The sequence below is a fragment of the Paenibacillus sp. FSL R5-0345 genome (genome assembly GCF_000758585.1).
In the GTDB taxonomy this organism is placed as follows: Bacteria; Bacillota; Bacilli; order Paenibacillales; family Paenibacillaceae; genus Paenibacillus_AQ.
The window spans coordinates 1438983-1453454 of sequence record NZ_CP009281.1 but is presented as its reverse complement, the minus strand read 5'-3'; the positions used below and the strand labels follow the sequence as shown (position 1 = coordinate 1453454).

The window sequence follows — 14472 nt, the reverse complement described above, 5'->3', positions numbered from 1 at the left end:
AGTATTTGCACTGAAAGGAAGTTATCAGATATGACCGATGAAAAAAATCCACAAACGATGCCGGCTTTTAAGTATTGCCGTGAATCACGCGTTTTCAAAACAGGACGCGTTTTCCCTAATGATGTCAACAATCACAAAACATTGTTTGGCGGCAAGCTTATGAGTGGCATTGATGAAGTAGCCTCCATTTCAGCTATGCGCCATTGCCGCGCTAACGTCGTCACAGCCTCTACAGACTCCGTTGACTTTTTGAGACCTATCCGACCTACAGACTCTGTATGCTTCGAATCCTTCGTTTCTTGGACAGGACGCACAAGCATAGAGGTATTTGTAAAGATCATTTCAGAAAATCTATATACGGGTGAGCGCGCCGTAGCCGCCACTTCATTTCTTACCTTTGTTGCAGTCGGCGAGGATGGCACTCCCACTCCGGTTCCTGCTATTATCCCGGAAACCGATGAAGAGAAACTGATCAATGAATCCGCTAATGAACGTTCTGAGCTGCGCAAAGTGAGAAGAACCATCAGCAAAAAACTCGCTGCCGAACTCAATACTGTGAAGTACTGGGAATAACTCTGCATCAAGCAGAGTTTTTTCCTCATTCCTTAAACAAGCTTTCATTCTATACACTGTATACCGCACAAAAAAGCACCGCTGCATGGGCAACACGCAGACGGTGCTTTTCGATTATATCACAACACTTACGCGTTGATTTTCTCTTTGGCAATACCAGCCAATGAGTTGAATGCGTTAAGATCATTTACAGCCAGATCAGCCAACATCTTACGGTTAACTTCTACACCAGCCAATTTCAGGCCGTATACAAGCTTGCTGTAAGAAAGACCATTCAAACGAGCTGCTGCATTAATACGAACGATCCACAGTCTGCGGAAGTTACGTTTAGTTTGACGACGGTCGCGGTAAGCGTAAACCATCGATTTCATTACTTGTTCTTTAGCTGTTTTAAAAATGCGGTGTTTAGAACCGAAATAACCTTTTGCCAATTTCAACACTTTTTTATGTCTACGACGAACTACAAATCCGCCCTTAACTCTTGCCATATTAATAAACCTCCCAAAAATGTGTGATAAACTATTTCAAGTTAGCCAATCCTTGTTTCAAACGTCTTACATCCCCAGGGGCCATTACTGGATTACCGTTCAGAACGCGCTTAGCGCGTTTAGATTTGTGGGACAGCAAGTGGTTTTTGTGAGCTTTGTAACGTGTTACTTTACCAGTTCCGGTAATTTTGAAGCGACCTTTCAGGCTGCTATGTGTTTTCATCTTAGGCATGGTGTTTCCTCCTTGAATATTATGCGGCGCCAAATTGCAGGTAAGCAAGTGACTCCAGATTTATTGGGCTTTAGGAGCCAAAATCATAATCATGCTGCGACCTTCCAGCTTAGGCTGGCGCTCAACAACAGATATATCAGCCACTTCGTTCTTAACTCTCTCGAGGATTTTCTGGCCGATATTCGCATGTGTAATCTCACGTCCGCGGAAACGTACGGAGCACTTCACTTTATCGCCTTCACCCAAGAACTTGATCACATTGCGGAACTTGGTTTGATAATCATGTTCCTCAATGTTAGCACGGAACCAGACTTCCTTGATATCAACGATCTTCTGGTTCTTACGCGCTTCCTTCTCTTTCTTCTGCGTTTCATAACGGAACTTGCCGTAATCCATGATGCGGCATACCGGCGGCTTAGCCTGCGGTGCTACATTGACTAAATCTAGATTAAGATCGATCGCCATTTGCAACGCTTCGCGGATCGGTTTAATTCCGATTTGTTCACCTTCCGCACCAACCAACCGAACTTCTTTGGCCCGAATTTCATCATTGATCATATGTTCCTTACTGATAACTCTCCACCTCCGGATCTTTTTAGCAACTATACTATCCTACTCCATAAAAAAGGGATGCCGGTAACACCCGACACCCCGTGTTTGATCAACGTTCATGAACATTAACATTCATAAAGCATTGAGATCAAAACCAGCCGGCGAAAATGCCAGTCAGGTGAGAAGCAGGTGCTTCTTCTTGCAATCCCTATGATTTGCGTACTTGAATACTATACACCACTCCAAACGGAGTGTCAAATCTTTTTATACAACATCTTTAAATATGTTAAACCTGTTTGCTTTGCACTTCTTCAAGTCTTACGACACGCGTATGCTTGGTATGGCTCCATTGCTTGTTGTTCTGCGTGAAGAACGCATAGAACGTAATAGGATACCAAGAGATCAGGTAAATTGGGAAGAACAACAGATAAGCGTACACCTTCTTAAATTTAACCTTCTCCAAAGCCATCGCAACCCCAAAGGTCACCAGATTCAAGCCGATAGCAAGGAAGCCGAGCCAGACTGGCAAGCTGCCGTAAATATTAGCGATGTTTGGTCCGTTAAAGAGGGCCATATCCACCCACATTACCGCCGTCATTAAAAAGGTAAGCAAAACAATATATACATTCGCTCCGTAAAGCGCGAGGTCAAACTTTGTTAAGCTGCGTTCTTTAATACTTTGCCAAAGTAATGGAAAAAAATAACGACGTGCTACAGTAAAGTGTCCCTGCATCCAGCGCAGACGCTGTCTTGATGAAGCCTTGAAAGTTAGAGGCTTCTCATCAAAAACCTTTGCGTCATAATTGAACTTTGGATATACACCATGAGATGCACTGCGCATCGTGAACTCCAGATCTTCAACCAAGCTTGTAGCTCCCCAGCCCATCTCTTTAAGAAGAGTGGTCTCGAAACACATTCCTGTTCCGCCAAGGAAGTTCGCCATATTCAAATTATGGCGTGAAAGTTGCCACAAACGGTTAATATACCAATACGACACACCATACGCTGCAGTGATCCATGAATCTTCTGGATTCTTAGTATCAATATAACCTTGAATAACACGTGCTCCTGAACAAAGATCATTGTTCATCTCCATTAGGAACTCTGTATGTGCCAGATTATCGGCATCAAACATTACGACTGCATCATATTGACGCTGCATGCCCCAAAGCTCCTTGAGCATCCATTCAATTGCATAACCTTTACCACGCAGATTCGGGTTAGTGCGGACGCAAGCGTTCATTCCGTGCTCTCTAACGATGCGAGCTGTACCATCTGTACAATTGTCACAAATTACAAATACGTCAAACAGTTCTGAAGGATAGTTAAGCTGCTTCAGGTTCTCCATTAACGCGCCGACGACTTCTTCCTCGTTATGTGCAGCAACTAGTACTGCAAATGTTTTTTCTGGCTTATACTTTGTTTTTGTCTTTTTCCTGTGTAGACCAAATAACGAAAAGGTAAACTGATAAACTGCGATTGCTGCCAAGATCACTTGGAGCGTAACAAACAGTGCGTCTGTCATGACCTTTTGATGCCCCCTTTTTTCACTCTCGGTGTTCTTTTTTTCTCTCTAGATTGCTTAACGTTCCTTCTGACCCTTTTGTTGCATCCCTTTACAATAGACCAAGAGTATTCTTATTCTCGGCAGACTTCACAATTTTTATATATGTTGTTTAAAAGAATTGTATGGAATCCATGATTTAGGATCCTTATTTATCTCTTACCCTTTTAAACATGTTTAGTCCGCTTGAATCATTGTACGGCGTTAGCGGCTCTAAGTCAAAACTAGCAAATTTCTAGCAAAACTGAGCTTTTCCTTGAAATGGACTACCTTTAAAAAGTATGATTAAGACAGATCTATGCTAAAGAACGGACTGCTCATAAGCACCTGTTATCGGTAGCCAACTGGCGGAGGGACAAGATATGAGACATTTATTCATGAAGCTACATCTCTGGGAGCAGCGCCTTTTTAAGTGGATCAACGGACGAATGCATAATCGCTTTCTGAACTTTTGGCTCTTCTATCTCACTCATTTGGGTGGAGCTACAAGCACAATTGTTATCAACATACTGATCTGGGCATTTGCTCCTCAGGCATGGAGAACTGCCAGCCTGCAAGCAATGACAGCTCTAGCAGTTAGCCATTTGCCCGTTGCTGTCGCCAAAAAACTGTATCCACGCATGCGGCCTTATCTGGCGTTACCGGATACGAACACATTTCGTAATCCATTAAAGGATCATTCTTTTCCGTCTGGTCATACTACAGCTATCTTTGCTTCAACGGTCCCATATATGGTAGCATTTCCTGCCTTAACCGTTATTCTGCTGCCCCTGGCCTGTATTGTCGGGTTTTCACGCATTTATCTGGGATTACATTATCCATCAGATGTATTTGCAGGCTTAGTGATCGGAACCAGTGTCGCAGCAGGTACCATAGCCTTATGGATCTGAAGTATATAGGTTAAACCGGGAAAACCTTTGAGAATAGGTGAATCAAAATTGCAAAAAAAAAGAATCTTAATACTCTCAGAAGGCTTTGGCGCGGGACATACTCAAGCTGCTTATGCACTGTCGAGCAGTCTGCGCCAACTGTCACCTAATTTACAAACAAAGGTGCTGGAACTAGGGAATTTTCTAAATCCCAAAATGGCACCTATTATTCTGTCCGCTTATCGCAAGACGGTAACGACTCAACCAAAGCTGATGGGCTACGTCTACCGCCATCAGAAATCATTTAATCGTCTTACCACACTTGCCCTGCATCGTATATTTTATACGCATACCAAAAATGTTGTTATGCAGCTGAAGCCTGACGTTATTGTCTGTACACACTTTATTCCGGGTGCTGTAGTATCTCGGCTAAAGAGAGTGGATCCTACCTTACAGGTACCGCTCGTAACTGTTATAACGGATTATGACGCACATGCCAGCTGGATCAGTCCAGAGGTAGACCGTTATCTGGTTTCAACACCTGAGGTTAGGTCCAAATTGCGCATGCGGAACATTCCTGCTGCAAAAATTCGGGTCACCGGGATACCCGTACATCCTAACTTTTGGGAGCATCCTGGAAAGCAGGAGATACGAGAGCAATTCAATCTAAAGGATATCCCCACAGTACTAGTCATGGGCGGCGGCTGGGGGATCATGAATGATCAGGTAGTAAATGCCTGTCTTGCAGACTGGCGGGACAAGATTCAGATTGTCTTTTGTCTCGGAAATAACGATAAGCTGCTGCGTGAAATGAAAGAAGATCCTCGTTATAATCATCCCAATATTTCTCTAATCGGCTTTACGCGTGAGATCGATAAACTTATGGAGGTATCCGATCTGCTAGTCACAAAGCCGGGTGGAATGACCTGCAGTGAAGGACTCGCTAAAGGAATTCCGATGCTTTTCTATCACCCTCTGCCCGGGCAGGAGGAGGAGAATTGCCGCTATTTTACTGCATCAGGCTTCGGAGAGCCGATAGAATCTTTAGACGTAGTCGTAATGTGGATGGAACGCCTCTTAAACAACTATGAAGACGTGCAGAATAAGCGGAAGCTCCATCTAGAGGAAATCGCTCGATACCACCCCTTACAAAGCGCTCAAAGCATTATCGAATTACTGGAATAGCAAATAAAGCGGCAAGCCTCCATATCTCTGGAGACTTGCCGCTTTATTGTTAACTACAGCCGATATTTATCTAATCGAGTAGCCTGATACTGTTTGAGTGCTTCTGCGCCTACAATTGCCTCACAACGATGGATATTCACGCCACGTCCCACAAATTTCGTCTCGTATTCCGTCATAATATGATCCTCATTTATGATGCCGTCTGCATGTAGGTCCAAAGAAATATTTTTCATCTGTAAACCAAAGTCTGCAAATGCATTCAATGAAAATTCAAATAGGCTTCGGGAATCTGTTTTCAGATGAATTTCACCTAGGTCGCTTAGCAGGCCGCGATATTTGTCAAGAAAACGCGGATGTGTCAAACGACGTCGAGCATGCTTACTCTTAGGCCACGGATCACTGAAGTTAAGATAAATTCGTTCCAGCTCTCCAGGAGCAAATACTTCCTCTGCGTAATCAATATTGGCAAGCGCCAATTTCAGATTAGGTGGCGTCTCATGACCTGCTGGCTCCCAAACTGCTCTAGCCTTATCTCCAGCACGACGGATCAGTTCATCATACATATCAACGCCGATAAAATTAATATCGGGATATTTGAAGCTCATTTGGCTGATAAACTGCCCCTTGCCCATTCCGAACTCCACATGGATCGGATGATCATTTCCGAACAGCTTGGACCACTCACCTTTATAACTACGAGGGTCAAGAATGACTAGATCGGTCTGTTCTTCCAAACTTTCACGTATTCCTTTTCTTCCGCGTAAACGCATAGGTATTCCTCCGATTATCTCTTATACGATAACTGTCACTTGCAATATTGTGCCGAAATTGTCCCGAAAAGTAAAGGGATTGGGGTAAAAAAGAAAAAGGAATTCTCTGGTTCAGCTCTTAAATGAGCTATCCAGAGGAATTCCTTCGTTGTGTATATTTGGATTTAAGGCTCATTCTTGTCCGGTAGATTAGGATCTACTTTGTGTTTGAGCTTGTGGCAAATGTCTTTTTTTCGAATGCACTACGAATTTTACGCTGTGCATCTGTCTTGATCTTAGGGTTTCCGTTAAATTCCACGCCTGTTAGTGCAAGGGCTTCATCTGGCGTTAAGTGGACTTCAATCGAATCTTTACCCTCAGCATATACCGTTTGAGAATTCATTGCTATCACCTCACGGTTATTATTATGGATCGGACGACACGAAATTATGAACTCCTGGTTGAATTTCTTTATGCCACAGCAGCTTTTCACACTCTGAATATAACATACTATGTAAGCATTTTCAAGTTGAAAGCGCCTTACTTGCAGCCTATTTTTAATGCCAGTCCCGGGAGTGAATGTTACGCCGAGCTCTGTTTTTTGATACAATGTATTGGATTATAAAGAAACGGCTGTGTGTTCTCTTTTATAAAGATGCCATCCGTCTCAGAAAAATATAAGAATCAGGATTCTTATCCATGATTATATTTTCAGAAAGGAGCTCTTTGTGTCTAATCTTCAATACACTACTCCTCCGCTCCTGTGGGGGGATAAACGTTTCCATACTTGGAATTATGAAATGCGTGAGCAAATGAATACCAAGGTGTTCAAAGTTATGCTCGATGCAGGCTTTACCTGTCCCAACCGTGATGGCTCCATCGCTAAAGGTGGTTGTACTTTTTGCAGTGCCAGAGGTTCTGGTGATTTTGCGGGAAGTCGCCGAGATGATCTCGTCACCCAATTTAATAATATCCGTGACAAACAGCATCTAAAATGGCCAAACGCTAAATACATCGGATACTTTCAGGCCTATACCAATACGTACGCTCCGGTCGAAGAGCTTAGAGAATATTTCGAAGTGATTTTGCAGCAGCCAGGTGTCGTAGGACTATCTATTGCTACACGGCCTGACTGTTTGCCAGATGATGTTGTCGAATATTTAGCAGAGCTAAACGAACGCACGTATCTGTGGGTAGAGATGGGTCTTCAGACTATACACGACTCTACTTCAGAGCTAATTAATCGGGCTCACGATAGCCAGTGTTATGTAGATGCTGTTGAGAAGCTGCGGCGTCACGGCATTCGTGTCTGCACCCATATCATTCACGGTCTTCCACAAGAGACGCATGAAATGATGCTTGAAACGGTATCTGCTGTGGCTCGCATGGATGTGCAAGGAATTAAGATTCACCTTCTGCATCTCATGCGTAAAACACCAATGGTGAAGCAATACGAAGCCGGATTGCTTCGATTCATGGAACAGGACGAGTATGTGAAGCTAATTGCCGATTCACTCGAAATTCTGCCTCCTGAGATGATTGTGCACCGTCTAACTGGCGACGCGCCTCGAGATCTCTTAGTCGGACCGATGTGGAGTCTCAAGAAATGGGAAGTGCTAAATGCCATTGACGCTGAACTTGTTGCCCGCGATACTTGGCAGGGTAAGTATTGGAGGAAGAGCTGATGGGCTTTATGTCCGTTCTAAGCTTTGCCCATAAATTAATCTCTGAGCGACTGACCTTAGGTGACCGAGCTATCGATGCTACTGTGGGGACAGGTGCAGATACGCTTTTTCTGGCCAAAACAACCGGCATTCGCGGGGAAGTCTATGGTTTCGACATCCAAGCTGCAGCATTGAGGTTGGCTGAAGATCGACTGCGGCTTGCAAGGGAGGATGCGCCTTCGCTCGCTGACGTCACCTTGCTGGAACGCAGCCACGCCGAAATGGCCGAAGCCGTTCCTGCAATCTGGCATGGCACCGTTGGGGCTGTGATGTTTAATCTTGGCTACTTGCCTGCGGGCGATGCCGACAAGAATATCATTACTCAGCCTGACAGTTCTATTGCAGCCTTGGAGGCTTCACTCCAGTTACTGCGTCCAGGGGGAATCATTACGGCAGTTCTTTATCCCGGCCATGCAGGTGGAGATCTCGAAGCCGCCTCTGTTGAATCATGGGCAACGGCAGTCTCCCCACTTGTAGCGCAGAGCATCGTTTACCGCCAGCTGCAGCGCAAGGATTCACCTTATGTAATTGCGCTCGAGAAGAAAAAAGGAATCCCCTCTTAATCTGTAAGTAATTAACCATCTTATATTTGGAAGGAAGATGTAATAATGACACAACCATATCCTTTGAAATTTCAACCTGAGTTTAAAGAACGTGTCTGGGGAGGCCGTGCGCTAGAGAAATTCGGACTAGATCTGCCTGAGGGACATATTGGTGAAGGCTGGATGATCGCCGATCACGCGAATGGTACGTCTTCGGTAGTAAATGGAGCGTTAGCCGGCCAAGGCTTGGATCAAATTCGTGAGCAGTTCGGCCATGAATGGTTCGGAAGCAAAGGGATTTCAGAGGCGGGCGGTAGATTCCCTCTACTAATCAAATTGCTGGATTGCAACGACAATCTTTCCGTTCAAGTCCACCCTACAGATGATTATGAGGGATTACCTCAAGGTGAACTGGGCAAAACAGAGATGTGGTACGTGTTAGACGCTAAGCCAGGTGCCAAGATCATTTATGGTCTTAAAGATGGTGTTGACCGTGAAACATTGCGCGAAGCACTGGAGAAAGGAACCGTTATGGATAGCCTTCAAGAAGTATCTGTCTCCGCAGGAGACTCCTTCTATATTCCAGCCGGAACCGTTCATGCGCTATGCGCTGGTGTCGTTGTAGCAGAGATTCAGCAAAATTCCGACACTACATACCGCATTTATGACTATGACCGTCCAGGCCTGGACGGAAAGCCACGCGAGCTGCATATTGAAGATTCACTTAATGTGACAGCCTATGAAGGCGCCGGGGCTACTTCAATGAAGACAGATAACGCAGTCCCTGGAGAGTGGTTGCAGCTTGCTGCTTCACCATATTTTATCGTAGAAAAGGGAATCGTAAATGGTTCATGGGACCTCACCACTACAGAAGACAGCTTCACTATTCTAGTGATCTGTGAAGGCAGTGGACATCTTACTTGGGATGGCGGCTCTCAGCCTTATGCTGCAGGAGAATGCTATCTGATTCCTTCCAACCTCGGCCGTTACGCTATCGAAGGTCATTCTACTGTGCTTCGTTCTTATTTACCATAAGTCGAGAACCTTTAGGAGGAATGGACCATGAAGGAAAACAGTTTTACCCTAACGGATCCCATAGGTGTAAATATCCATGTCTATGAATGGTTACCTGAATCCGATGTTCCAGTTAAGGGTATCGTGCAAATTTCTCACGGAATGTGCGAAACGGCTGTCCGTTACGCTCGGTTTGCGGAAGCATTAACCGGAATAGGTTATGCAGTATATGTAAATGACCACCGGGGACATGGTAAAACCGCTGGTCAAGTCAATCTCCTCGGCGATGTCGGAGAGGACGGATTCTATTGGATGCGGCGCAACCTGCTTCAGGTAGCCGCCAAAGCACTTTCCAAACATGAAGGAAAGCCCATCTTTCTTTTCTCTCATAGCATGGGCTCCTTTCTGGCCCAAAAGCTGATGTGTGAAGAAGGTAACGAAATCTATACAGGGTTTATCCTAAGCGGTACAAATGGTCCCCGCAGTATGCTGCGCCTTGGCGAATCTCTGGCTAGTGCACAGCTTAAGCTAAAGGGAGAACATCACCGCAGTGTATTGATGAATAGCTTAGTATTCGGCAGTTACAACCGTGCCTTTTCTCCCGTAAGAACAGCTTATGACTGGCTGAGCAGCGATGCTGCAGAAGTTGATAAGTACATTTCCGATCCATTCTGCGGAGCCATTTGTACGACACGTTTTTTCCGTGACTTCTTCCACCTCCTAAGGGAGATTCATTCCGAAGAATCACTTAGCACATTATGTACAAGCAAGCCCATTTATATATTTGGTGGAGATAAAGATCCTGTAGGGATGACCGGCCAAGGTATTCCCCGTCTAGCTGAGTTGTATAAGAAACGAGGAGTGGCAGACGTTGAGTATCGACTATATCCAGGTGGCAGACACGAGATGCTAAATGAGGTAAACCGGGATCAAGTTACAGCTGATGTAATTAACTGGCTAGACCAGCATCTCCCTTCTGAGGTTACGGCTACAAGTTAAGAAAAAGCCGAAGTTTTGAGGCTAGTGGATTTTATGTAGAGCAGCGGTCCTCCCGTTATTGGGGGATCGCTGCTTTTCGTTTTGGGTTGTGTGCAGCTTACTTTACCCCTTACTACCTTACTTTCCCCCACTGCTTTCGGACTCAGATGACGATTGCGAATGACGCAAAAATAGACCGCCCCAAAGGAACGGTCTATCCATCAAACTGAACCGCCTTATTACAATGGCAGCGTATAGTACTGAGCACGTTGGCTCTCGTTCTGCTGGTACATCACGATCAGGAGCGTGCGACCTTCTCGAACGGAAGAAGGTTCAGCTACGGCTACAGCCGAGCTTGTGGTTTGGACAGACTCTTCTAAACCACTCTCTGTGCCTCCTTGTATTAGCGACTCTGAAGAAGGTACAACCCCGTCGACAACATTGTCCGCTTCCTCTTCCTCTGAACCCCCATCTGCCCTTAGACCGCTGATGGATTCCAGCACCGCTTCAAGCGAGAACGGTAGCACTTCAAGCACCGTATATTTTTGCAGCTCTCTTTCACTGAGTCCGGCTTCTGCCAACTGCGCAGAGATTTGACCCGGATTAGCAGCGATATCCCTCAAGTAACTCGACCAATCCGACTTATCCAGCACGAAATCCCACCAGATTTTGCGAGGCTTATACTTGTGTCCTAGGAAATAATCAAGCTTCATTAGCCCAATAATAATATCCATAGACGGAGTCCCACGATCTATCAAGAAGGACTGCAAACGGATAAAGAGATCTTCCAGTTGATGCCCAATCTTTTGCCAGCCTCTCTCCTCCCAATAGTCACCGAACTCCTGGAAGAAATCGAATGGGGAATCAAACACGTGACGGATCAAGTATTTGGCCGTATGGTCCATCCGATGGCTGTTCCAGTATTTCTCCAGCACATCCTCAAGCCGCTTCAACCGGATAATATCCGAGAAGGACATCATATGACTGCTAAGAATTTCGTAAGGGGCATGTTCCATATACGTATACTCATATTTTGCCGCTTGGGCGCGCAGGCCTGTCCCCCGAAGCATTTTGAGGAATCCAAGCTGCAGCTCTTCTGGCTCCATAACGAATACATCATTAAAGGTTTTGCGGAAGGTGGTGTAATCCTCCATTGGAAGCCCCGCGATCAAATCCAGATGCTGATCGATATTGCGACTTTCCTTAATCTTCATCACGGTACGGGACAGCTTCTTGAAATTCTGGCGACGTTTAACGAGCTCGTTCGTCTCATCATTCGTAGACTGTACACCAATCTCAAATCTGAAGATGCCCGGAGGCGCATTCTTGGACAGGAAATCCAGAACTTCTGGCCGCATGATATCTGCTGTAATTTCAAACTGGAATACACAGCCTTGATGATTGTCGATCAGGAATTGAAACATTTCCATCGCATAGTTACGATTGATATTGAAGGTGCGGTCCAAGAACTTAATGATTTTGGCACCATTCTCAATTAAGTAGAGGAGATCAGACTTCACTCGTTCAATATCATAGTAACGTACGCCTACCTCAATACTGGATAAACAAAATTGACAGTTAAACGGGCACCCACGGCTCGTCTCAAAATAAACAATACGTTTGCTCAGATCTGGAATATCCTCTGGAAAACGATGCGGTGTAGGCAGCGTATTTAGATCGCTTTTGGGACGAGGTGGATTTACAATGATCTCCTCTCCCTTACGATAAGCAGCTCCGTACACAAAATGAAATTTCCGGTCGTCTCTCAGCTCCTGCAGCAGATGATGGAACGTCTCTTCTCCATCTCCATTGACGATGAAATCAATGCCAGCTTCTCTCTTCATCCAATGCAGCGGCTCATAAGAGACTTCCGGCCCTCCCAGAACAATCGTAACCTCAGGCATCACTTGCTTAAGAATTCCGATCAGCTTAAGCGTCTCTTCGATATTCCAGATATAACAGGAGAAGCCAATCACATCTGGCTGTTTCTGAAACAAGTCGGACACGATATTCATTACGGGATCTTTAATGGTGTACTCCACCAAATGAATATCTTTAAATTCATGCTCACTGTAAGCTTTAAGCAAACGGATCGCCAGTGAGGTATGGATATATTTTGCGTTTAGCGTGGTCAGAACGATTTTCAATGCTACACGACCTTTTCTACATTTCATTTTGAAAAAACTCTAGGAATGCCTTACCATACTTCCGGTATTTCACTTCCCCGACACCCTTTACCCTCAGCATTTCCGCTTCGGTCTGCGGGCAAACCACACTCATCTCACGCAGCGTTGCATCATTGAAAATAATATAAGATGGCACATGCTCTCGGCCTGCCAGTTCCCGCCGAATCAGACGAAGTTGCTCGAAGACGGTCTCATTGACCGCCGAAGGTGACAAATCATGTCCGCGACTACGAACTCGCGTACCGGATGCCGCACCTGCTCGTGATGGCCGCGCTACTCGCTGCATCACTTCACGCTGTCCTCGCAGTACCTCAGCAGCCAAAGGCTGGAGCCGTACTACCGGATATTGTCCTTCAGACAATGCCAGATATCCTTCAGAGATAAGTACATTGATACTCTCCGAGATCTCCTTCTCCGTCCGGCTCGACATCGCACCATGGGTCGGCAGCTTATCAAAACCATACTGCATCACCTTCTGATTGCGAGAACCTTTAAGCACAGAAGCCACCAACGCTACTCCATAACGCTCTCGCATACGGTGGATGCAAGAGAATATCTTCTGTGCATCTACAGTCATATCTACAAGCTCTCGTTCATCTGTACATGAGCTGCAAATCCCGCATGGCTTGTCTCCATGTGCCTCACCAAAATAATCCAGCTGAGCACTCCGCAAACAACGGGTAGTATAGCAATAATCAATCATTTGCTGAAGTTTGCGATATTCGTTAGCTTTGCGGTCCGTATCCTGCGGATTCTGCTCAATTAGGAACTTTTGTGTCATAATATCCTGCGCACTAAAGAGCAGGATACACTCACTAGGTTCACCGTCACGGCCAGCACGACCAGCCTCTTGAACATAAGCTTCCATATTTTTCGGCATATTGTAATGAATTACGTAACGGACATTGGATTTATCAATCCCCATCCCAAAGGCATTCGTGGCCACCATAACCCGGATATCATCATAGAGGAAGCCTTCCTGACTATCTGCCCGCTCCTGATCATTCATCCCTGCGTGATAGCGGCCTGCTGCTATTCCTGAAGCCTGCAGCCTTTGATATAGATCATCTACTTCTTTGCGTGTAGCCGCATATACAATGCCCGGTTGGTGGGAATGCGTCGCTGTGTAGTCCATGACGAATTCCCGCTTATTCTCTCCACGTAGCACAGACATGGCTAGATTATCTCTTCCGAGTCCAGTCATGAAAATACCTGGCTCGCGCAGACGAAGCAGCCGAACCATGTCCTCCATAACCTCTGGCGTCGCCGTCGCTGTAAATGCAGCCAAGATAGGTCGTTCTGGCAACTCGTCCACAAATGGCGATACCGACAAATAACTTGTGCGGAAATCATGTCCCCACTGTGATACACAGTGTGCCTCATCTACAGCCACACAGGAAATCGCCAGCTCAGCCATCTCCAGTCGGAACCAGTCCAGCTCTAACCTTTCGGGCGCGACATAAAGCAGCTTCAAATCGCCGCGACGGGCAGCACGAATCCGCTCATTTACTTCTTTTCCGCTTAACGTGCTATTAATAAAGGCTGCCGGAATACCTGCCGTGGTCAAAGCATCCACCTGATCTTTCATCAGCGAGATCAATGGCGATATCACCAATGTCAGTCCGGGCAGCAGCAATGCAGGAACTTGATAACAGATCGATTTTCCGCCTCCAGTAGGGAGGATCCCCAGCGTGTCGCGACCTTCCAGCAAGTTCTGAACAATCTTCTTCTGACCATCCCGAAAATCTGGATAACCGTAATATTTCTGCAGCTCAGCCTGCGCCTGTTCAATAGTAGGTGCTTGCATCTTCATATC

At 45.7% G+C, this 14472-nt stretch carries 15 protein-coding genes; 7 read left to right on the top strand and 8 right to left on the bottom strand.

From position 1 onward, the window contains the following. Positions 1–30 precede the first annotated feature (30 nt). Entirely contained in the window at positions 31–573 is a 543-nt protein-coding gene (locus R50345_RS06555; RefSeq protein ID WP_042125076.1) for an acyl-CoA thioesterase, read from the top strand. Positions 574–701: 128 nt separating this feature from the next. On the opposite strand, the gene rplT is transcribed toward R50345_RS06555, so the two are convergent. From rplT to R50345_RS06535, 4 genes are all read right to left on the bottom strand, one after another. After that, the gene (gene rplT, locus R50345_RS06550) at positions 702–1061 is read right to left on the bottom strand and encodes a 50S ribosomal protein L20 (RefSeq protein WP_042125073.1); all 360 of its coding nucleotides are present in this window, start codon (positions 1059–1061) and stop codon (positions 702–704) included. Between the two features lie 31 nt (positions 1062–1092). Next, a complete protein-coding gene (gene rpmI, locus R50345_RS06545; RefSeq protein WP_036679507.1) occupies positions 1093–1293 on the bottom strand; it encodes a 50S ribosomal protein L35 in 201 nt (66 codons plus the stop codon). Positions 1294–1353: 60 nt separating this feature from the next. Beyond that, positions 1354–1851 carry a translation initiation factor IF-3 gene (gene infC, locus R50345_RS06540; RefSeq protein WP_042125071.1) on the bottom strand — a complete coding sequence of 166 codons (498 nt, stop codon included), beginning with the start codon at positions 1849–1851 and terminating at the stop codon, positions 1354–1356. A gap of 280 nt (positions 1852–2131) precedes the next feature. Next, complete coding sequence (locus tag R50345_RS06535; protein WP_042125070.1) at positions 2132–3370, bottom strand: glycosyltransferase family 2 protein; 1239 nt, start codon at positions 3368–3370, stop codon at positions 2132–2134. A gap of 401 nt (positions 3371–3771) precedes the next feature. Between R50345_RS06535 and R50345_RS06530 the strand changes: the two genes are divergently transcribed. Together R50345_RS06530 and R50345_RS06525 are read left to right on the top strand one after the other, a co-directional pair. Then, positions 3772–4299, top strand: coding sequence for a phosphatase PAP2 family protein (locus tag R50345_RS06530; protein WP_042125066.1), 528 nt, complete (start codon positions 3772–3774; stop codon positions 4297–4299). A gap of 48 nt (positions 4300–4347) precedes the next feature. Then, positions 4348–5463: a UDP-N-acetylglucosamine--LPS N-acetylglucosamine transferase gene (locus tag R50345_RS06525; RefSeq protein ID WP_042125065.1), complete on the top strand. Its 1116-nt coding sequence runs from the start codon at positions 4348–4350 to the stop codon at positions 5461–5463. Positions 5464–5516: 53 nt separating this feature from the next. Here the strand turns inward: R50345_RS06525 and trmB are convergent, their stop codons facing one another. Further along, positions 5517–6233, bottom strand: coding sequence for a tRNA (guanosine(46)-N7)-methyltransferase TrmB (gene trmB / locus R50345_RS06520; RefSeq protein ID WP_036679523.1), 717 nt, complete (start codon positions 6231–6233; stop codon positions 5517–5519). Between the two features lie 196 nt (positions 6234–6429). Beyond that, positions 6430–6615 carry a hypothetical protein gene (locus tag R50345_RS06515; protein ID WP_042125061.1) on the bottom strand — a complete coding sequence of 62 codons (186 nt, stop codon included), beginning with the start codon at positions 6613–6615 and terminating at the stop codon, positions 6430–6432. A 325-nt stretch (positions 6616–6940) separates the two neighbouring features. Between R50345_RS06515 and R50345_RS06510 the strand changes: the two genes are divergently transcribed. From R50345_RS06510 to R50345_RS06495, 4 genes are read left to right on the top strand one after another with little or no spacing between them, the layout of a single operon-like run. After that, a complete protein-coding gene (locus tag R50345_RS06510) occupies positions 6941–7897 on the top strand; it encodes a tRNA modification radical SAM protein MnmL/YtqA (RefSeq protein WP_042125059.1) in 957 nt (318 codons plus the stop codon). Further along, the gene (locus R50345_RS06505; protein ID WP_042125057.1) at positions 7897–8499 is read left to right on the top strand and encodes a tRNA 5-(aminomethyl)-2-thiouridylate-methyltransferase MnmM; all 603 of its coding nucleotides are present in this window, start codon (positions 7897–7899) and stop codon (positions 8497–8499) included. The genes R50345_RS06510 and R50345_RS06505 overlap by 1 nt, the downstream gene beginning before the upstream one ends. A gap of 45 nt (positions 8500–8544) precedes the next feature. After that, positions 8545–9513, top strand: a complete 969-nt coding sequence (locus tag R50345_RS06500) for a type I phosphomannose isomerase catalytic subunit (RefSeq protein WP_042125055.1) — start codon at positions 8545–8547, stop codon at positions 9511–9513. Between the two features lie 27 nt (positions 9514–9540). After that, positions 9541–10491, top strand: coding sequence for an alpha/beta fold hydrolase (locus R50345_RS06495; protein ID WP_042125053.1), 951 nt, complete (start codon positions 9541–9543; stop codon positions 10489–10491). Between the two features lie 218 nt (positions 10492–10709). Here R50345_RS06495 and R50345_RS06490 read toward each other — a convergent pair whose 3' ends face one another. Then, positions 10710–12617: a B12-binding domain-containing radical SAM protein gene (locus R50345_RS06490; protein WP_042131930.1), complete on the bottom strand. Its 1908-nt coding sequence runs from the start codon at positions 12615–12617 to the stop codon at positions 10710–10712. Positions 12618–12633: 16 nt separating this feature from the next. Then, positions 12634–14469 (bottom strand): DNA helicase RecQ, encoded by a 1836-nt coding sequence (recQ, locus tag R50345_RS06485; protein WP_042125051.1) that lies wholly within the window; start codon positions 14467–14469, stop codon positions 12634–12636. Between the last annotated feature and the right edge of the window lie 3 nt (positions 14470–14472).